At 44.2% G+C, this 20,493-nt stretch carries 19 protein-coding genes; 10 read left to right on the top strand and 9 right to left on the bottom strand.

Annotated elements, in window-relative coordinates; all coding sequences use genetic code 11:
* Positions 1-82 precede the first annotated feature (82 nt).
* The 4 genes from GGE08_RS02850 to GGE08_RS02835 all read left to right on the top strand — a co-directional run bounded on the left by GGE08_RS02850 (position 83) and on the right by GGE08_RS02835 (position 6,252).
* A complete protein-coding gene (locus GGE08_RS02850; RefSeq protein WP_179383383.1) occupies positions 83-1,801 on the top strand; it encodes a GMC oxidoreductase in 1,719 nt (572 codons plus the stop codon).
* The gene (locus GGE08_RS02845) at positions 1,801-2,454 is read left to right on the top strand and encodes a gluconate 2-dehydrogenase subunit 3 family protein (protein WP_179383382.1); all 654 of its coding nucleotides are present in this window, start codon (positions 1,801-1,803) and stop codon (positions 2,452-2,454) included. Before GGE08_RS02850 ends, GGE08_RS02845 begins: the two co-directional genes overlap by 1 nt.
* Positions 2,455-3,536: 1,082 nt before the next feature.
* The gene (locus GGE08_RS02840) at positions 3,537-4,271 is read left to right on the top strand and encodes a LytTR family DNA-binding domain-containing protein (protein ID WP_179383381.1); all 735 of its coding nucleotides are present in this window, start codon (positions 3,537-3,539) and stop codon (positions 4,269-4,271) included.
* 13 nt (positions 4,272-4,284) lie between these two features.
* Positions 4,285-6,252, top strand: coding sequence for a tetratricopeptide repeat protein (locus GGE08_RS02835; RefSeq protein WP_179383380.1), 1,968 nt, complete (start codon positions 4,285-4,287; stop codon positions 6,250-6,252).
* Here the strand turns inward: GGE08_RS02835 and GGE08_RS02830 are convergent.
* Positions 6,242-6,814, bottom strand: a complete 573-nt coding sequence (locus GGE08_RS02830) for a DUF3109 family protein (RefSeq protein ID WP_179383379.1) — start codon at positions 6,812-6,814, stop codon at positions 6,242-6,244. The genes GGE08_RS02835 and GGE08_RS02830 overlap by 11 nt on opposite strands.
* 122 nt (positions 6,815-6,936) lie before the next feature.
* Between GGE08_RS02830 and GGE08_RS02825 the strand changes: the two genes are divergently transcribed.
* Entirely contained in the window at positions 6,937-7,521 is a 585-nt protein-coding gene (locus tag GGE08_RS02825; RefSeq protein ID WP_127140527.1) for a MarC family protein, read from the top strand.
* Positions 7,522-7,530: 9 nt separating this feature from the next.
* The gene (locus GGE08_RS02820) at positions 7,531-7,731 is read left to right on the top strand and encodes a hypothetical protein (RefSeq protein ID WP_179383378.1); all 201 of its coding nucleotides are present in this window, start codon (positions 7,531-7,533) and stop codon (positions 7,729-7,731) included.
* A 1-nt stretch (position 7,732) separates the two neighbouring features.
* Here the strand turns inward: GGE08_RS02820 and GGE08_RS02815 are convergent, their stop codons facing one another.
* The 4 genes from GGE08_RS02815 to GGE08_RS02800 form a co-directional block, all read right to left on the bottom strand.
* A complete protein-coding gene (locus GGE08_RS02815; protein WP_179383377.1) occupies positions 7,733-9,361 on the bottom strand; it encodes a S41 family peptidase in 1,629 nt (542 codons plus the stop codon).
* Positions 9,362-9,376: 15 nt separating this feature from the next.
* The gene (locus GGE08_RS02810; RefSeq protein WP_179383376.1) at positions 9,377-9,814 is read right to left on the bottom strand and encodes a deoxycytidylate deaminase; all 438 of its coding nucleotides are present in this window, start codon (positions 9,812-9,814) and stop codon (positions 9,377-9,379) included.
* A gap of 85 nt (positions 9,815-9,899) precedes the next feature.
* The gene (locus GGE08_RS02805) at positions 9,900-10,484 is read right to left on the bottom strand and encodes a HupE/UreJ family protein (RefSeq protein WP_179383375.1); all 585 of its coding nucleotides are present in this window, start codon (positions 10,482-10,484) and stop codon (positions 9,900-9,902) included.
* Between the two features lie 10 nt (positions 10,485-10,494).
* A complete protein-coding gene (locus GGE08_RS02800; protein ID WP_179383374.1) occupies positions 10,495-11,232 on the bottom strand; it encodes a TerB family tellurite resistance protein in 738 nt (245 codons plus the stop codon).
* Between the two features lie 122 nt (positions 11,233-11,354).
* Here GGE08_RS02800 and GGE08_RS02795 point away from each other — a divergent pair, with 122 nt between their 5' ends.
* From GGE08_RS02795 to GGE08_RS02780, 4 genes are all read left to right on the top strand, one after another.
* Complete coding sequence (locus tag GGE08_RS02795) at positions 11,355-11,765, top strand: BrxA/BrxB family bacilliredoxin (protein ID WP_179383373.1); 411 nt, start codon at positions 11,355-11,357, stop codon at positions 11,763-11,765.
* A gap of 77 nt (positions 11,766-11,842) precedes the next feature.
* On the top strand, positions 11,843-12,577 hold the full coding sequence (locus GGE08_RS02790) for a lysophospholipid acyltransferase family protein (RefSeq protein ID WP_179383372.1): 735 nt from the start codon (positions 11,843-11,845) through the stop codon (positions 12,575-12,577).
* A 2-nt stretch (positions 12,578-12,579) separates the two neighbouring features.
* Positions 12,580-13,236, top strand: coding sequence for an HD domain-containing protein (locus GGE08_RS02785; protein ID WP_218847489.1), 657 nt, complete (start codon positions 12,580-12,582; stop codon positions 13,234-13,236).
* A gap of 67 nt (positions 13,237-13,303) precedes the next feature.
* Positions 13,304-14,728, top strand: coding sequence for a Gfo/Idh/MocA family protein (locus GGE08_RS02780; protein ID WP_179383371.1), 1,425 nt, complete (start codon positions 13,304-13,306; stop codon positions 14,726-14,728).
* A gap of 784 nt (positions 14,729-15,512) precedes the next feature.
* Here GGE08_RS02780 and GGE08_RS02775 read toward each other — a convergent pair.
* From GGE08_RS02775 to GGE08_RS02760, 4 genes are all read right to left on the bottom strand, one after another.
* Complete coding sequence (locus GGE08_RS02775; protein ID WP_179383370.1) at positions 15,513-16,586, bottom strand: PA0069 family radical SAM protein; 1,074 nt, start codon at positions 16,584-16,586, stop codon at positions 15,513-15,515.
* 421 nt (positions 16,587-17,007) lie between these two features.
* The gene (locus GGE08_RS02770; protein ID WP_179383369.1) at positions 17,008-17,733 is read right to left on the bottom strand and encodes a hypothetical protein; all 726 of its coding nucleotides are present in this window, start codon (positions 17,731-17,733) and stop codon (positions 17,008-17,010) included.
* A 380-nt stretch (positions 17,734-18,113) separates the two neighbouring features.
* Positions 18,114-19,667, bottom strand: coding sequence for a hypothetical protein (locus GGE08_RS02765; protein WP_179383368.1), 1,554 nt, complete (start codon positions 19,665-19,667; stop codon positions 18,114-18,116).
* 24 nt (positions 19,668-19,691) lie between these two features.
* Positions 19,692-20,474 (bottom strand): enoyl-CoA hydratase-related protein, encoded by a 783-nt coding sequence (locus GGE08_RS02760; protein WP_179383367.1) that lies wholly within the window; start codon positions 20,472-20,474, stop codon positions 19,692-19,694.
* Positions 20,475-20,493: the final 19 nt, after the last annotated feature.

Genomic DNA, 20,493 nt, shown 5'->3' with positions numbered 1-20,493 from the left:
TGAATTCTCAATAAACATAGGGTTTAAATGTAGAAAATTAATTTAATAATTAATACATTTAGCAAATAAACAATCCGAATAAATGAGTAAATTTTATTACAATCAAGAGCAGGAATCCTATGATGCCATCGTGGTAGGAACGGGCATCAGTGGAGGTTGGGCTGCCAAAGAATTGTGCGAAAACGGTCTCAAGACCTTGGTCTTGGAGCGTGGGCCCATGGTGAAGCACCGCGACGATTACCCAACGGCCAACAAAGACCCTTGGGATTTTCCCCATGCAGGACAGGCAACCCGAGAAGACATTAAGAAGCAGGAAAAACAATCCAGAACTGGGTATACCACATCTGCTGCATCCAAACATTGGTTCGTAAACGATTTGGACCACCCGTATAACGAAGTAAAGCGATTCGATTGGATGCGTGGCTACCATGTAGGTGGGCGTTCCATTATGTGGGGTCGCCATAGCTACCGCTGGAGCGATATCGATTTTACGGCCAACAAGAACGAAGGCATTGCCGTGGATTGGCCCGTGCGCTACAAGGATATAGCCCCTTGGTACGATAAAGTGGAAAGTTTTATTGGAGTTTCCGGTGAAAATCTGGGCTTGCCACAATTACCCGATGGCAAATTTGAGCCGATGATGGAGCTCAACTGTGTAGAAGATTTGGTGCGCGGCAAAGTGGCCGAACACTTTAATGGTCGTGTGATCACTGCAGGAAGGGTGGCCCACATTAATAGTGACAAACAATTTGAGGGCGATGGCCGTGTACGTTGCCAATTCAGGAACCGTTGTATTAGAGGATGTCCATTCGGAGCATACTTTAGCAGTGTTTCCTCAACGCTTCCGGTTGCGGAGCGCACAGGCAACCTTACCCTAAGGCCAGACTCCATTGTTCATGAAATCATTTACGACCCAAATACCAAAAAAGCTACGGGCGTAAAAGTTATCGATAGGGAAACCAAAGAAGCCTACGAGTTCAAGGCCAAAGTAATTTTCCTTTGTGCTTCTGCGGTTGCATCCACTTCCATTTTGATGCAATCCAGATCGGACCGATTCCCCAATGGATTGGGCAACGATTCCGGTGAGCTGGGCCATAACTTGATGGACCACCACTTCCAAGTAGGTGCTTCCGGTAAGTTTGATGGATTCGAGGACAAATATTACAAAGGCAGAAAGCCCAACGGTGTCTACATTCCAAGATTTAGAAACTTGGGCGGTGACTCCGATGTAAGCTCCTTTAAGCGTGGTTATGGCTACCAAGGAGGTGCCAGTAGAGGAAATTACGAAGAATTGGTCGCCGAGGCGTCCTTTGGTAAAGAGTATAAAGATGCCGTGCTGACCCCAGGTGGTTGGAACTTTAGCATCAATGCTTTTGGTGAGGTACTGCCTTACCACGAAAACAAAATGACCTTGGATTACGATAAAAAAGATCAATGGGGACTTCCTACGGTTACCTTTGATGCGGAAATCCGGGAAAATGAACTGAACATGCGTAAGGACATGCAGGATCAAGCAGTGCAGATGCTTGAGAAAGCCGGTGCCAAGGATATTACTCCTTTTGATGCACCCTACGCACTTGGTCTTGGTATTCACGAAATGGGAACGGCCCGTATGGGAAGCGACCCAAAAACCTCCGTGGTAAACGGGAACAACCAAGTACATGGATGTGAGAACGTATACGTAACCGATGGTGCGTTTATGACCTCTGCCAGTTGCGTGAACCCATCGTTGACCTATATGGCATTTACGGCAAGGGCAGCCAACCACGCCGCCCAAGAACTTAAAAAAGGAAATATATAATGGAAAGAAGATCAGCACTCAAAAATATGGGATTGGCTTTCGGATATGCCGTAGCCACCCCAACCCTGCTCTCGCTTTTACAGAGCTGTAAGGACAAGCCGGCATTTGCTGAATGGACACCAAGCTTCCTTAGCAAAGAACACGGTTACGCCTTGGCACAGACCCTGGACGTAATTCTGCCAAAAACGGATACACCTTCTGCCACCGAGATGAACGTACATGTGTTCATTGACGCGTATTTGGATGAGGTAATGCCGTTGGAGCAAAGGGAGTTTGTAATGATGCAAATGAACAATTTCTACGACAAGGTTCTTACCGATTCCGGTAAAGAAACGCTGATGGACGTAGAACCAGCAGACATCGAACCAGCCTTGAAAACGTACCTCAGAAAAAGGACGAAAGAGGAAGAGGAAGCCCACTCCGAAGCCATCATGAACTATATGGAGGCTATTATGCAAGGCGGCGAAGGAGTTCTGGATGATGAGGTTGTCCGCTTCTCCTTTGCCAACGATTTAAGGGGCTTGGCCACTTGGGCCTATAAATCCTCGGAATATATTGGTGAAGAGGTACTGGCCTATGCACCCATACCAGGGGAGTACATCCCTTGCGGCGATCTGCAGACATTGACAGGCGGAAAAGCTTGGTCTTTGTAAATCGCAAAGCACTCAAATCAGAAAAGCCTCCAGTTTTGGAGGCTTTTTTAGTTATCCACAGTAACAAAAATACCCCGGAATGTTCTATTGGGGGGTGAACTTGTCCGAGGTATTAAATCAATAAACACTATCACACGTACTGTAATCCAGCACTAAAACTGGTGGTAAAAATAGGCATCACTGCAACAAAATTCTTAACCGGCCCAGTTAACTTTTTCTTTTTTTCCATCCATTTTTAATGGAAAACGAAGGCCTTGGTTTGCGTGGACAAAGATTGAAAAATACGGTCAAATTCTAAAGTGGCTACGCCAGAAACAACGACAAAGTTTTTAACATAAAATGTTGACATCTAGAGGAAAGCAAGAAATCGAGTTGACCAATGGGAATAGAACCACATAAAACAAAAAAGACCAAGTGGGGAATTAATATCCCTACTTGGTCAAACTTTTATGATGAACCGGCCAAAGCCATATATTACCAAAGAGTACGGCCTCTTCAATCCTGGTTTAAAAGATTCTTTTCGTTCTAGGTAGTTCCCCCGAAACCTAAAATCAAATCCGAATCACACCCTGATCAAAGATGAATTGTGCAAGCGGTTTATACAATCAGATGATTGGTTGCTGTGGCCGTACAATTTTTTGGTAATACAAAATTTTAAAGAACATTTGGAGCCTAAGCTATTTCTTCACGACCATTTCCTTCCAATCCTCGTTCCATTTAGTCTCTTTCTTTTCTGCCACCGAGGCAAAGAACAAGGCTACAACAAAAATCAAGAACAAAACAATGCATTTTCGCATGGCTCCAGTATCTATTGGTTTTTAGTCAGGCCGAAGATAATTAACAACAAATATGCAATAGGGGTTCTATGTATAAATTGCATCATTTTATGTATAATTGGTTTTGCCATTTTTTCGCTGTTTGTAATCCTTTTCTTGTTTTTTGATTTTGATACTCTTAAAAAATGCGGCTTTTTCCCTTGATTTTGATTTTTATGCCAGTTATACGTGCTGCTGATCCATTAACACATAATTTTAGCACTATGTGAAGAATAATTCTAAATTTGAATTTAGGTATATAGTTTTATGATAGAAGCCGTAATCGTCGATGATGAAATCAAGGCCCTTCAGAGTTTGAGTTGGGAGCTGACCAATTTGAGCGATGAGGTGGATATTATTGCATCCTTTACAGATGCACGCGAAGCCTTGAACTATTTGGAACAGAACACGCCCGATTGTTTGTTCCTCGATATCGAAATGCCCTCCATGGACGGTTTTCAGTTCATCAAGAATCTAAAGAACAAGGATTTTCCCGTTGTCATCACCACGGCTTACAATCAATATGCGCTACAGGCCCTGAAGAACGAGGCCATCGACTATCTTTTAAAACCCATAGATTCCGATGATCTTGAAGTAACCCTGGCCAAAATCAAAAAATACAACGCCAAAAACCTGACGGTAGAACGATTGGAGAAAATATTGCTCAACTTCAATTCAGAATCACAGAGCAAAAAAATTACCATCAACACCGACGGTAAGCTCGTTTTCCTGCACAGCGACGATATTCTTTATGCAGAATCCGACGGTAACTACAGTACCATTTTTTTGACGGACGGCCAAAAGATCCTACTCACCAAAAAATTAAAGGAGGTCAATTCCCTGCTTCCTGAAAACTGTTTCTTCCGCATACACAATTCATACATCATCAATCTTAATAAAATAAAGGAGTTCCTCAAAACGGACGGCTACGTAGTCTTGGAATCCAACCATAAAATCCCAGTGTCCCGGCAAAAAAAATCCGACTTTTTGGATATGCTCTAATACCCGTATTCCCGTGCCCACATCAAAGTTCCATCCCATCGAAAACCTGTATCGAGCACAAAGGTCGGCGGTTACGGCTTTCCTTTTTTTCTTGGTTCTAGGGGGATTGGAAGCCCAAGAAATTCCAGAAGCATTTCAGGAAAAAGCGGAAACCCTTGTTCAGTTACAACCAAAAACCTATGAAGTTCTGGACCAAGAGCTTTATGAAGAAAAAAAGGACACCACCCTTCTACGATATTTTGCCGACTTGAGTGCAGCGAACGATTATCCAGTGGGACAATCCTATGCGCTGAATCAATTGGGCATGAAATATCGTAACTTTTCCCAATACGAAAAGTCTGTCAACCTCCATGAACAGGCACTGGAGGCGGCAGAAGAGGGCAATAGTACCGACTTTAAGATTTTGAGCCTTAATATGCTCGGGGTGGTCTATAGACGCACGGATGCCATTAAAACCGCTTTGGACTACAACCAAAAAGCACTCGAGTTGGCAGAAGAAGTGGAGAACCCATCCAACCACATCAAGCGCAGTATCAATGTGGCCCTGAACGGAATCGGAAACCTGTACCAAACCTTGGAACAGTACGATTTGGCCATTATGCAGTTTAAAAGGGCCCTAAAACTGGAAGAGGAGCTGAACAATAAGTTGGGCTTGGCCATCAATCACCAGAACATAGGACATTGCTTGGAAGAAAAAGGCGATTTGGAGGGCGCACTGGAAAACTACAGAAAGTCCTTGGCCTATAACGAGGAAATCGATTCGGATATCGGCCGTGTCATTTGCAAAAATAGTTTGGCCCAAATCTACTTGAAGCAGGACATGCCCTATCTGGCCCTGGTACTCTTGGAACCCTTGCAGGAAGAAGCCAAAAAAATCGGAGACTTTTCCATTACTTCCTTGGTCTACATCAACACAGGATGGGCCCATACCAAACTGGCGAACTACAAAGTGGCAGAAGATTTTATCCAAGAGGGATTAAAAATGGCGCAAAACCGAAATATTCCCACCAATATCCTCTATGGATACGAAAAAATGACGTTTTTAGAACAAACCAGGGGGAATTTCAAAATGGCATATGAGTTCTACAAAAAGGCATCCGAATCCGAAAAGCAGATTTCAAGCGCTACCAATCTAAGGTACATGAACGACATCATCGTTCGGTACGAAAATGAGAAAAAGAACAACCAGATCGCGGTGTTGGCCAAAGAGAATGAAATTGTGCGGTTACGACTTAAAAAAAACCAGACAACGCTTTTGGTCAGTGCCTTGATCGTAGGACTGATTTCGTCCATCCTTTATATTCTTTACCGCCAATACCAGAGCAAAAACGAAAAAAGGGTGCTCACTTTGGAGCAGCAAATGCTGCGCAGCCAAATGAATCCCCATTTTCTATTTAATTCCTTGAACTCCATCAAGCTTTATATCATCAACAACGAACAGAAAAACGCTGTTCACTACCTAAACAAGTTTTCAAAACTCGTCCGTAAGATTCTGGAGGCATCTTCACAAAAGGAAATCCCCTTATCGGAGGAATTGGAGACCATGGAACTTTACATGAACATTGAAAACATACGCTTTTCCAATGAAATCGATTTTAAAATTGAGGTAGAGGAAGATATCAATATAGACAACATCAAAATACCTTCGCTCACCCTGCAACCCTTTTTGGAAAACTCTCTCTGGCACGGATTATCACCAAAAGAAGGGGATAAAAAAATCCAGATCAACGTAAAACACAAGGACAAGGGCCATGTTTCCATAGAGATTGTGGACAATGGCATTGGGCGCACCATGGCCGAGGTAAACAAGGAAAATCGGGTATTGAAACGCAAATCACTTGGAATTCGCATCACCAAGGAACGCTTGGCCAATTTTGCCAAGGACTACCAGAACAAATTTGATGTGGATATTTTGGACCTGTTCGATGAGAACGGGGATCCCAACGGAACCAAAGTGGTATTGGACATCCCTACGATTTAGCGCTTGCTGCCGCGACCTCTTCCAGTTCGCTATACCACTTTTTGCCAAACTTTTTGATCAAGGCATCCTTTACAAATTTGTATATCGGCACCTTTAGTTCTGCCCCCAACGTACAGGCAGGGTCGCATATTTCCCATTTGTGGTAGTTCACCGCGGTGAATTCGCTGTACTCCCGTGTGCGAACAGGGTATAAATAGCAAGAAAGAGGTTTCTTCCACTTGGTAGCTCCCGCTTCGTAGGCAGCCTCAAGACCGCATTTGGCGATGCCCTTATCGGAAAAGATCACATAAGCACATTCATTGTTGTCCACCAAAGGCGTTTCCCATTCCCCATCTTCACCTTTTACAAAAGCACCCTGTTCTTCAATGGCAGCAATACCTTCAGGACGCAAAAACGGTTTCACCTTATGGTAGATGTCCACCAATTTATCGGTTTCAGCATCTTCCAATGGCGCCCCGTATTCTCCTCCTACACAACAAGCACCTTTGCATGCGGTTAGGTTGCATACAAAATCATTCTCCAAAATCTCTTCGGATACAATGGTTTTTCCAATCTGGAACATAGTCTGCCCTTACTTTTTTGGCAAAGGTAATCTAAAACCAAAAAATTGATGATTTCTAAACATTTTATGTGATCCAAAAGTATTTTTTACCCGTAAATTTGCCGTCCGAAAAAAATGACGCCATGAATTTTAACGTAAAGGAAATAGCAACCGCTGGAATGATCTTGTTTGCCGTAATCGATATTTTGGGAAGTATCCCGATTATTTTATCGCTTCGCCGTAAAGTGGGGCACGTGCAGTCCGAAAAGGCCTCCATTGTGGCCACCTGTATCATGATTGCCTTCCTATTTGTTGGTGAAAGCATCCTAAAGTTGATAGGTATAGATGTCAATTCCTTTGCCGTGGCCGGGGCTTTTATCATCTTTTTCCTGGCTATTGAAATGATTTTAGGCATATCGCTTTACCGGGATGATGAGCCTGAGACGGCATCCATTGTGCCCATCGCCTTTCCATTGATTGCTGGTGCAGGTACCTTGACATCTATTCTCTCCTTACGGGCAGAATACCACGTGGAGAACATTATCGTCGCCATTATTATAAACGTTATCTTTGTATACATCGTGCTAAAGTCCAGTGCCAAGATCGAACGGATTTTGGGCAAAAATGGACTTAATATTATTCGAAAAGTGTTTGGGGTCATCTTAATGGCCATTGCCGTAAAACTTTTTGCCACCAATGTAAACGAGTTATTGTCGCACGCTGCTTAAAACAATGCTATGAACAAGACCTTCGCCGTAATTTTAATCGTACTTGCTTTGGCCCTTATTGCCTTTAACGTCACCTTGGTCGATTTTGAACAACCTTTTCAGGGCGATAGCACCATTGCCCTTATCGGGATAGTGGCCTCATTGTGTGCCATTGTGTTGATGTTGATTTTTATGACCTCCAAAAAAATCGACAAGAAACTAAAGGATTGATCTAAGGTTTCATTTCCACCGAACCAAGTTGTGAAGCTTCGATATCGGCCTTGTCCAACTCCTTGACCCGTTGCAACATGCTGTCGTAATCTCCTTTGATCTGCGCGGATAAGTTGGGCGAGAACAACTGTTCCGCAATATTGGCCTTTAGATAAGCCTTTATCTTGTCCTCGTATGCGTAGAAGTCCAACTTTATTTTGCGGTCCAGCACAAATTGGATAAAGTTATCAAAAAGGATATCATCCACTCGGAATTCATCCAAAAACTCGTTTTGGGTGTACCCTTCATATCGGGTCCGATCCTCCTCCAAGTGCTCAAAAATAAACCTTGCAAAGAATTGATAGGTCTCATCCATACTCTCAATGGCTTCCTCTTGATTACTGCCAATAGGCACAAATACATCGGGAATAATTCCTCCACCACCATAGACTACCTTTCCTTTTGGGGTAACAAACTTTAAGGAATCGGCTACTTTGATACTGTCCGCAGAGAGCAGTTCTCCGCTTTCGTATCGCTCCATGAACCTATGGTAATAATCGTAGTTGCCATCCTTATAGGATTTTTGGATGGAACGCCCGGTTGGGGTGTAGTATCGGGAAACGGTCAGCCGAACCGCTGAGCCATCACCCAAATCCATTTCGCGCTGCACAAGTCCCTTTCCAAATGAACGGCGCCCCACAATGGTCCCAATATCGTTGTCTTGCAAAGCACCTGCAATAATTTCACTGGCAGATGCGGAACGTTCGTTGATCAACACATAAACGGGTTTGTCCTCAAAATCCCCTTTCTTGGTGGCATACGCCTTGTTGATTCGCCCTTTTTTGTTCTTGGTGAACAGAATCAATTTATCCTCACCCAAAAACTCATCGGCCAATTGCTCGGCAATGCCCAAATATCCGCCAGGGTTGTCCCTGAGGTCGAGCGTTAACTTTTCGGCCCCGCGCAACTTCAATTTTCTGAGCGCGTCTTTGAACTCATCAAAGGTGGACTCGGCAAAACGATTGATTTTGATGTAGCCCATATCCTTGGTGAGCATGTAGTAGGCATCCACACTGCGTATAGGCACCCTATCACGGACCACAGGAACATCCATCAGTTTATCTTCGCTCTTTCGATATACCTTGAGATTGACCTTGGTCCCTATTTTGCCTTTTAAGGTGGAAACCACATCGTCGTTGGCTATTCTACGTCCGAAAAGGGTGTCATTGTCGGCCATAAGGATACGGTCGCCAGGTTTGATGCCCCCTATGTAGCTTGGACCATTTTTAATGGTTCTGATTACGGTAATGGTATCGCGGTACATGTAGAAACTCACTCCTATTCCAGCAAAATCCCCTTTCATGCTTTCCGCAACGTCCTTCATTTCATCTTTGGGAATGTACACGGAGTGTGGGTCTAACTTGCCCAAAATATTGTTGACGGTCACGTCCACAATGCTATCGGTATCCACATCATCCACATATTCATAGTCGATGTAGTCAATAAGCCTATTGAGTTTATCCTTTTTGGAATTGGTGGAGAAGAGCTTCTCCGGCGAATCATTAAAATGGAGCTTGCCTCCGATAAATATGCCAAGGGCCACCGCTAAAGCAAGTAACGTGGGCCAAATATATCCTTTAATCTTTTTCATATAGCAATTATGGTTTTAAACCATTTCTTCCAAAACAGGCAAATGCACAATCTCTACGCCTGCCCTTTCCAGAAATTTTAATCCAGAGTCGTCTTTGTACGCTTTCTGGTATACCACACGTTTTATGCCAGCTTGGTGAACGAGCTTGCTACACTCTCTACACGGGGACAACGTAATGTACAAAGTGGCCCCTGCACAGGATTGTGTGGATGAAGCTACCTTGAGAATGGCATTGGCTTCAGCATGGAGCACGTACCATTTGGTGTAGCCCTCTTCGTCTTCACAGTAATTCTCAAAACCAGTGGGTGTTCCATTGTAGCCATCGGAAATGATCATCCTATCCTTGACGATAATGGCTCCGACCTGCCTTCTTTTGCAATACGATAGTTTTCCCCACTCTTGGGCCATCCGCAAGTAGGCCTTATCGTATTTTTCTTGTTTGCTCGCCTTCATAAATCCAAAAACGCTGATATTTAACTAAATATACCTGCTTTACAAGACCCTCACAACCTTATTCGATAAAATTTAACGAAGGTTCCTACTTGGGGAACGTAGCAATGAGCAGGGGTATTGTAATGGCAATGATTAAAATTGATGCTACTGCTATAAAAATGGAACGCCTTACCTTGAATAGGTCCAAAACTACATAGGCGATGGCCAAAACCATCAATATAATGGTAACCTGGGACAGCTCGATTCCCGTGGCAAAACCCAACAAAGGGGTAATCTTTTCCTCCTCCTCGGCCATCAACATTTTAAAGTAATTGGAAAATCCGAAACCATGGATCAACCCGAAGAAAGCCGTAGCCAATGCGTGCAGGAAGAGTCCAACGTCAAGTGCTTCCTTGTACACGTAGGCAAAATTGAACAGGGCCGTAAGGAGTATGGTTACAGGAATCAAAAATTCTATCAGACTTACGTCAACGGTAGCGACTTCATAAACCGACAAAGCCAAGGAGAGACAATGCGTTATGGTAAAAATAGTAGCCAATATGAGCACCCGTTTCCAATGTCTAAAGGTAAAGGGTACGGCCAAGGCTGATAAAAACAAAATATGATCATAAGCGCCAAAATCCAGCACGTGGTCCAGCCCCAACTTGATGTAGAACAAAAACTCTTGCATAATATATTGGTTAAGAAATACCTCTTTCTTTTTGTATGGTCTCGTAAGCCTTTTGCACTTCCTTGAACTTCTCCTCCGCTCCCTTTCGTATAGCTTCGTTCTCTGTCACCACCCTATCCGGATGGTACTTTTTGGCCATGGTTCGGTATGCCTTCTTGACTTCTTCGTCCGTGGCGGTCTTCTCGATTTCCAGAATTTTGTACGCCGTATCAGCAGATTTGATGAACATGGCCATGATACTCTCAAAATCGTGTTGGCTCAACCGAAAGTACCCGGCAATTTCACGGAGCTTTTCCACTTCGCCCTTGCTCACCTGCCCATCGGACTGGGCAATGCCGAACAGAAAGTGCAACATCTGCAACCGTACTTCGTAACGGGTACGCTGCACCATAAAATTACAAATTCGTTGGGTAGATATCTCCCGCTTTTTGATGACCTCGTTGAACGTCCTGAAAATGGCATTGGCCTTTTCCTTGCCGTAGGTGCTCAGAAAATATTGGCGCACATAGTCGAGCTCCCGTTGATTTACCTGTCCATCGGCCTTAATAATGATGGAACACAAAGAAAGCAGGTTCAGCTCAAAATCGGCCGGGGAAACCGATTGCCGCGTCACATTCTCAAAAATGGAACCCGACCTACTGCTTGAACCGCCTAAATTGTCCAAGAATGTTCCTACGATAAATCCCAAAACAGCTCCGGGAAACCTAAACATAAAATAACCGAGAAAGGCGGCTATCCACTTGATCATGCATCAAAATTTAAAGGGCAAAGATAGGGGTTTGATTGACAAACAAAGCTTTATGCAATGTTAAGGGTAATGAAAAAAACCAAACGATCCCTTATCTTTGTATCCTAATTAAATCGAAGTCTATGTATCCAGAAGAATTGGTAAAACCTATGCGCGAAGACTTGGCCGGAGCCGGGTTTGAAGAACTACATACAAGCGAAGCCGTTGAAAATGCTTTAAAAAAGAGCGGCACCACATTGGTCGTAGTAAATTCGGTTTGTGGCTGTGCAGCGGCCAATGCCCGACCTGCAGCCAAATTGAGCCTTCAAAATAGTAAGACACCCGACAACTTGGTGACCGTTTTTGCAGGTGTGGACATGGATGCCGTGCAAACAGCAAGAAACCATATGGTTCCGTTTCCTCCATCTTCACCAAGCATGGCCTTGTTCAAAGATGGGGAGTTGGTGCACATGATAGAAAGACACCACATCGAGGGCAGGCCTGCCGAGCTTATCGCGGAAAACCTGATGGAAGCCTACAACGAGCATTGCTAACATTGGGCAAATCCTATAACAAATAGCCACCTTAATAGGTGGTTTTTTTATTTTTACGCAACCTAAAAACCATCATAGTGCTAAAATTGTTATCCTATCCTTTGACCATTCTCTTTTTCCTGTTGTTTGGTCTGGTATTGGTCATTTTTCATCCCATACAATGGTTGTGTCTCAATCTGATTGGATATAATGCTCACAAAAAAAGTGTATCCGTCCTCAATTGGTTCATTATGCGGTGCACGAATGTTTTGGGAACCCGGTATACTTTCAGAAACCAACAGCAACTTCCAACGGATAGACCCCTCATCATTGTGACCAATCACCAAAGCATGTACGATATCCCCCCAATTATCTGGTACATGCGCAAGTTCCACCCAAAGTTTGTCAGCAAAATCGAATTAGGAAAAGGAATCCCAAGTGTTTCCTATAACCTTCGCCATGGAGGTTCTGCGTTGATCAACAGAAAAGACCCTAAGCAATCCATTGCCGAGCTTCAAAAGTTGGGCAAGTACATTGAAACCAATAACCGCAGTGCCGTGATTTTTCCTGAAGGCACCCGAAGCCGAAACGGGGTGCCCAAGCCCTTTAGGACCACTGGTCTAAAAGTGATGATGAAAAATGCGCCATCGGCCCTAATCGTGCCCATCAGCATTAATAATTCATGGAAACTGCTCCGTTACGGCAAATTTCCTATGGGATTGGGCTCCCACGTTACCTTCGATGTGCATCCGCCCTTGGAAAATTCGGGAAACCCTGATGAGCTCATCACCCAAATTGAAAACCTAATTGTTTCTGGGGTCAAAACGGGATAATAATGGAGAACCAACTTATTCAAAATACAATTGCCTTTGTAAAAAGGGAACTGAGCGATGCCGAAGGAGGCCATGACTGGTTCCACATCCAACGGGTTTTCAATACTTCCAAACTTTTGTTACAGCATGAAGAAGGTGACTCCATTGTGGTGCAATTGGCCGCTTTGCTGCACGACATTGCAGACCCAAAATTCCACAATGGCAACGAACAGATAGGACCACAGACCGCCCGTGATTTCTTGGAGACCCAGCAGGTTTCACACGAAACCACAGTGCACGTCGTCAATATTATACGCCACATGTCCTTTAAAAATAGTCTGGAACAGGATGGGGAGACATTCACTTCCAAAGAAATGGACATTGTTCAAGATGCTGACCGATTGGACGCCATTGGTGCCATTGGCATTGCCAGGGCCTTTAACTACGGAGGCTTTAAAAATAGGGAACTGTACAACCCGAAGGTGCCCCCTAACCTGAACATGACCAAGGAGGAGTACAAAAAATCGAAAGCGCCCACCATCAATCATTTCTATGAAAAACTGCTCTTGCTCAAGGATGGGATGCGCACTCCGACCGGCAAAAAACTGGCCGAAAATCGGCATGAGTTCATGTTGGATTATCTGGAACAGTTTTACAAGGAATGGGATGGGTCAGCATAAATCCTAGAAATTCTTTTTCCCCTTTTTTGTATCTTGGGAACTCACATAAAAAATCAAACTAAACAAGATGCAAAGAAGAAAGTTCATCAAAAATACCGCAGCGGCTTCGGCTGCATTTTCCATTGTTCCGAGTCATGTGTTGGGCAAGACCCAAGTTCCCCCCAGCGACACCCTGTATGTGGCAGGCTTTGGTGTTGGTGGTAGGGGAAATAACGTTATCAATGGACTCAACGATACGGGACGCGTTAAGTTCGTGGCCTTTTGTGATGTGGATGACCGCCGTGCCCAAGAAACCTACGAACAGTTTCCCGATGTAAAACGATACAAAGACTTCCGCAAGGTTTTTGATGAACGCTTGAGCGATATCGATGCCATTATGGTGGCGACTCCCGACCATACACATGCCAGCATTGCGCTGCCTTTTATGCGTGAGAAAAAGCACGCCTATGTGGAAAAACCGCTCACGCACAACATACAAGAAGCCCGATTGATGACCAAGGTAGCCCGCGAAAATGGGATCACCACCCAAATGGGGAATCAAGGAGCTTCCAGCGACGATAGCCGTATAGCTCGCGAGTGGGTGGAATCCGGTATTATTGGAAAGGTACACACCATCGATTGTTGGACCAACCGACCTGTATGGCCCCAAGGAGTGCCCATGCCTACCCAAAAGGACCGTATCCCAAGAGGATTGGATTGGGACCTGTGGTTAGGGCCGGCCAAAATGCGGGATTACAATGATGCCTATCTTCCCTTTAAATGGAGAGGGTTTTGGGATTTCGGAACCGGTGCTTTAGGCGATATGGGTTGTCACATTATGGAAACGCCCTTCAGTGTGCTGGACCTCGGGTATCCTACGGAGGCCGAAGCCAGTTGTACCACCGTTTGGGTAGATGATTTTGTGGAAGCGGATTACAGTCATTCCTGTCCACCTTCTTCCAAGATACACCTCAAGTTTGAGCACGAAGAGCACGGCGATATTGCCCTAAACTGGTACGATGGCGGTTTGAAACCAAATTTACCAGACGAATTAAAAGATGGCGAAACCATTGGTGACAATGGTGGTGGAACGGTAATCTATGGCGATAAGGGAATTTTGGTGTGCGACACCTATTCCAGAAACGCCCGTTTATTGCCCTCCGAAATGATGGATCTCTACAAAGCCCCTGCTGCCAAATATCCACGGGTACCGGGCGGAATGAATGGCCATATTGCCAACTTTGTCGATGGTTGCCAAAACGGAACACCAACTTCTTCCAATTTTGAAAAAGCTGGAAAACTAACAGAGACCGTATTGATGGGGAACCTTGCCGTAAAAGCCTACCAGTATAAAGAATTACAACCGGGCAAAACAGCACGGGACTGGAACCCCTACAACTCCCCAGGACGCAGAAAACTGATGTGGGATGGCGAGAACATGAGAATTACCAATTACGAGAAGGCCAACGAATGGGTAACGCGCGATTACCGTGAAGGCTGGGAGTTGGAATAAGTAAACTAAGAAAATTGATATATAAAATGGTCCGTTTCGGACCATTTTTTGTTGTCAATGCCTCAGGTAGAGAAGGATATTTGAAGTCATTTCGACATGAGATGCGAAGCATCGATTGAGAAATCCAACAGAAAAACTCAAGTTCAGATTTCAAGTTCAAACTCAAAAGGCAAGTCCAAATTCAAAAAAGGTCATTTCGACATAAGATGTGAAGCAGCGATGGAGAAATCCAAGGGAAAACTCAAATTCAAATGCATAGTTCAAACTCAAAGGTCAAGTAGAAATTTCAAGTTCAAGGTTTAGGGTTACGGGTTAAAGATGAGTTTTGGAGGATTTTCCGCAAGCCGAATCGGTATGGCCATTTTTTGATGGCTCGACTGCAAAGAGGCCACTGCCCACTCACAACTCGCAACTCGCAATACGAAACACGAAACACGAAACTCCCAAATTCCGTCTTCCGACTCTGGATAGATTTCTCACTTCGTTTCGAAATGACAAAGAATCCTATTGGTGCTAATTCGTGACATTAGTGTCAACTGCTTATTGACTATTTCCCATCAAACCAAGTCTATTTTCCATGGTTTTTTCGCTCCCGAGTCTTGATTCCTGGCTCTTGGCTCCTCACTAAACCAGGTTCTCGATACATTTTTTGCCTCTTTTTTTCAAAAACCGCCAAAAAACACTCGAACTGACATCCTAACTCGCAACACGAAACCCGAAACCCATAACTCGTAACTCCCAACTTCGGACTCCTGACTTCGGACTTCCAACTGCTAACCAAAACTCAAAATAACTTTAGCTGCCCATCTTTGTACTGTTCATGAAGTTCTGTGTTCAGGGTAGGAAAGCTTTTATCCCGAAAATATTTTTTCTTAGCAAGCTGTGCCATGTGATGGATTTGCTCCGCAATTTTGCCCTCTCCCCTTGTTCGGGTTCCGAATCTGGAATCATTTACCGTTCCTCCGTGGCAATCCTGTATTTGGTGCAGTACCTTTTCCGCCCTGTCTGGCATTGCTTTTCTGAGCCAATCCGAAAACAATTGCCCAATCGTCCCATTAAGCCGAACCACCGTGAGTCCAAACGAACGTGCGCCATGATCAGCCACCGCCTTGGCCAATGGCAATAGTTCATGCGAATTGATTCCAGGAATCATGGGTGCCAACATTGCGTTTACTGGGATGCCATTTTCGGATAGCGTTTGGATGGTTTTGAGTCGCTTTTGGATGGAAGCCGTTCGTGGCTCGAGCAAACGCCTTGTTATTTCGGACAGCGAAGTGACCGAAATATATACCCCGACCAAACCATACTGATTCAATTCTTTCAACACATCCAAATCCCTTAAAACAAGGGCGTTTTTGGTAATGATGCCCACGGGATGCCGATATTTTAAAAACACCTCCAAACATTTTCGGGTGATTTCGTATTCCCGTTCCGCTGGTTGGTAGCAATCCGTATTGCCTGAAAGTACGATGGTCTGTGCCTTCCAATTTTTATGTTTGATCTTGGCCTCCAAAAGTTCCGGGGCCGATTTTTTAATCAAAATCTTCCGTTCAAAATCCAACCCAGCACTATAGCCCCAATACTCGTGCGTATTTCTAGCGTAACAGTACACGCACCCATGTTCACAGCCTTGATAGGGATTCATGGAATACTGCATGCCCACATCGGGACTCTCCACCTTGTTGACAATGGTTTTGGGAAAAATGGGGATATAGGTCGTTTTGTTGCTTTCCGCTTCTTCTCCCTCCAACCGACAGAATTCCAAAAAATCATCCCGAAGTTCAAAAGAGTGCTGCAAAAACCGGTTATCGGTATTCTGCTGTGCGCCTCTTCCTTTGATATAGTTTTCGGGATTCATGTATTGGATTTATTCCAAATATATGGATTATTTCCTATATTTAAGTATTTAAGATTGACAGTAATTTCACGGATTATCGCGAATGCATCGGCTACACCCATCCCTACATCGCGTCCAGTCAGGCAATCAGCAACCGAACGGAATGACACCGAAATATCCGATTTAGCGCTTTCGGACTTCCGATAGATTTCTCAACTTCCCCCTCGACTCATTTCGACTTCGCTCAATGACCAACGCTCGGGGTGACAGCTCAAAAATGACATCTTAACTCATAACTCCTGACTACCAACCCGTAACACGGAACTCGTAACTCATAACTCTTAACCCATAACTTCGAGCTTCGGACTACTAACTCAAAATAAAAAAGCCGAGCGAATGCCCGGCCTTTTTGCTTTTGGTTAAATGCTTTTTTACGAGACTATTACTCTAGACCAAAATACGCAGCTACTTGGTTGTAATCGCTGGTGTCCACACCGGCAGCTTTTAGCTCGGCCATGATGTTTTCGCTGTTTTTACCTGTATTGGTTAGTTCTATGGCAACAATTATAACTTGTGAATATAATCCTTGGGGAACAACTGCTACTGCATCAGTTGATGCATTATGAAAGTTGATAAATGCACTTCCTGAATTTGTATTTAAAAGTACCCTTGTGTAAAATTGATTTCCATTCAAGCCACCTGGTATAGAGTACCTTAATCCATTAGGCTGCTGTATATAATACAAAAAAGCATAATTTGTTACTGGATTCGGTAAAGTAGTTAAATCAAAGTCAAGCGAACTATAATTTGCTTCATCAGAAATATCAAATACCAACTGCTGAACATTCGCATTACCGTCAACACCATCTGCTCCATCTGCTCCATCAACACCATCTGCACCATCTGCACCATCAACACCATCTGCACCCTGGCAATCCATGGCATCAAAATTACCATCGTTGTTCACGTCCTCTTCGGCATCACCTACACCATTACCGTTCAAATCCCAACAGCTGATACCATCGGCTCCATCCGCTCCATCTGTACCTGCTACGCCAGCCGCCCCTGCGGGTCCTTGTGGCCCTGTTTCACCGTCTTCCCCCGAACAGGAAACTAAACTTACTGCCATGCACAACATGGCCATACATACTAATTTTAATGTTTTCATGATTGTTAATTTTATAAATTAGAGTTAATACTCCGCCAAATATAGGTTAGGGGATAGGTAGCATTTTAGGCTAATTGACGGATGCCCCTTCTGATCTGACGGATGGCCCTTTTGGGTTGATCTGTGAAAATTGAAATAAGATTATTCCTACGAAATTATAGCTTAAAAAGAGGTTGTAGGGAACACACTACATGGTAGAGGGTTTGCCTTTTTCGATGATTTCAAATCTTTTCACTGGAAAACAGCAACAAATATGGGTTTCCTTTCCTTAGCATTGAAGAATGCAGCTATGAAGGATGGTCCTGCGAGAGTGACCCATGCGAATCCCAAACTTTGGGCTTCAGAACCCAAATCAAAAATAGATTTAACGGTCTGTCGGATTACTGAAAACTCACTTTTACCAATTGCTTTCGGCTTCCGCGCTTGGCGTAGAACAGCATTTTGTCGTCGGATTCATCTTTTAACGGCATGGAAACCATTAACGGCAATCGGGCTTCTTGCTGGTCGATGATTTTTTCATAATCCATTACCCCATTTTCGTCCAAGGAAATCATGAACACATTCCGGTTGCGACTAAAACCTTGCTTAAAGATCAAACGCTCATTGTTGATCAATTGTGGATTTTCAGCAGCAGTACAGATAAAAAAGTAGGTATTACCATCCTTGCAATAAGCGCTGTAAGATGCATAGGCTCCATCACCTTGGGTTACCTCGGTCTTGTTGATGTTGCGCGCCCATTCCATACTACCATTGGCATCCAGTTTTACGCTGACGATATCGTTGTGATGGTACCGTTCAATCCTGATTCGCTGACCCGCTCCAGTGGTTTCCAATCCGGTGGTGACAAAATATTCCTCGGCGTTGAAGAATATTTCATTTTCTTCAGTGATTTCCACCCCTTTAAAAACCAGGTTTTTGATATCCTTGTCCTCTTCGCGACCAAACTTGTCGTCCATAAACTGTTGTGAGAAGGGGTTGTATTTTTGGGAGCGGATGTCCAATGTATTCGGATCTACATCAAAATAGGCGATGCCATTGTATCTATTGTCCTTTCTATCGGCATAAAAGCCCACACAGACCAATTTGTTCTTTACGAAAATCGGATACAAGGCTTCGGGATATTTCCCAGGATCTACAAACGATTGGGTTTTGTTACCGGATTGTGACACCTTGATCAACTCGTACTGAAACTTTCGTTCATCTACACTAAAACGTCGCTTCTTAAAATAGGCCTTCCCCACAATATAGGCCGTTTGAAGATCGGCCGAAAAGGTTACATTTTCAAAGGCATAGTTCTTTTCCTCGATTTCATCCGAGAAATCATACTCAAACTTTTTATTGAGTGCGGTATCGAACATATGGATCATGTGCTTGTTGTCCTTTCCCTTTTTATGATGCGTGCTGATCACAAAACCTCTTTTGTTTTCATCAAACAAGATTGCTGTGGTAAAGCCTCTGGAAAAGTCGCGGTTGTAATAGTTTTTGCCAACGGGATCTTTCACCTCTTCCGAACTGATGGAAAGCAACTTTTTCTCTTTGAAGTTAAAATCGATAACGGGACTACTGTGCACCCAGTATTCATATTCGCCCCGGTCCAGGTTGTAATTGAGAAACAACAAGTGCAGCTGACCATTTTTGAGGAAGCCGTCCACAAAATCGAGCCCTTTCAACTTATAGTTGTATTCCGACACCAACTCTAGATTGCTGTTGTACTTTTCGATCAGGTAGCCCTTGGGCTTCAAGATCAATCCTTGGTAATAGGCGCGCACCAAAATATAGCCTCCGGAATCGTCCTCATTAATGGCCACTAGGTTAGAGTATCGATAGCGATCACGATATTGGTCTCCGAATTCGTAGGAAACGGGCATCTTTTGTGCATTCAGCAACACACTGCCGAACACCAGTAGGCAAAGTACTAATAGGTTGTTTTTCATGATCTGGCTGTGTTAGGCCAATGGTCATGATCCAGGGAAATCGGCTTTTCTTTTCTCGAGGAAGGCCGAAGTACCTTCCTTAAAGTCATCGGTTCCAAAGCAAGTGCCAAAAGCATCAATTTCCACCGAATAGCCATCAGCGTCATACTTAAAACCAGCATTTACCGCTTTTATTGCGTGTTTTATGGCGACGGATGAATTATTCGATATCCTGCTCGCTATTTTTTTACAAAAAGGAAGTAGTTCTTCGCTGGAGACCACGTGGTTCACCAGTCCATATCCAAAGGCCTTATCGGAATCGATCATGCCCGCTGTCATAATCATTTCCATGGCACGCCCCTTGCCCACAAGCTGTGGCAGGCGTTGGGTGCCGCCGTATCCGGGAATCACGCCCAAGGAAACTTCGGGCAATCCCATTCGGGCATTGCTACTGGCTACCCTAAAATGGCAGGCCATGGCCAGTTCCAATCCTCCGCCCAGAGCAAATCCATTGATGGCTGCGATAACAGGTGTCGAGAGATTCTCAACAAAATCGAACAGTTGGCGCTGACCTGCAGCGGCCAATTGCCGGCCTTCCTTCACCGAAAAATCCGCGAATTCGGAAATATCGGCACCGGCAACAAAGGCCTTGTCCCCACTTCCTGTAATTATGATGACCTTGGTTTGGGAATCCTCATCCAACTCCTTAAAGGCCACGTGCAGCTCTTCTATGGTTCGTTTGTTGAGTGCATTGAGTTTCTTGGGCCGATCAATGGTAATGGTAGCCAAATGGTTTTCTTCTTCAATGTAGATGTTTTCGTAATCCATAAAGATTGCTGTTTGGGGC

The organism is Allomuricauda sp. ARW1Y1, assembly GCF_013407935.1.
In the GTDB taxonomy this organism is placed as follows: Bacteria; Bacteroidota; Bacteroidia; order Flavobacteriales; family Flavobacteriaceae; genus Flagellimonas.
This window is presented reverse-complemented; position numbering and strand designations above follow the sequence as displayed.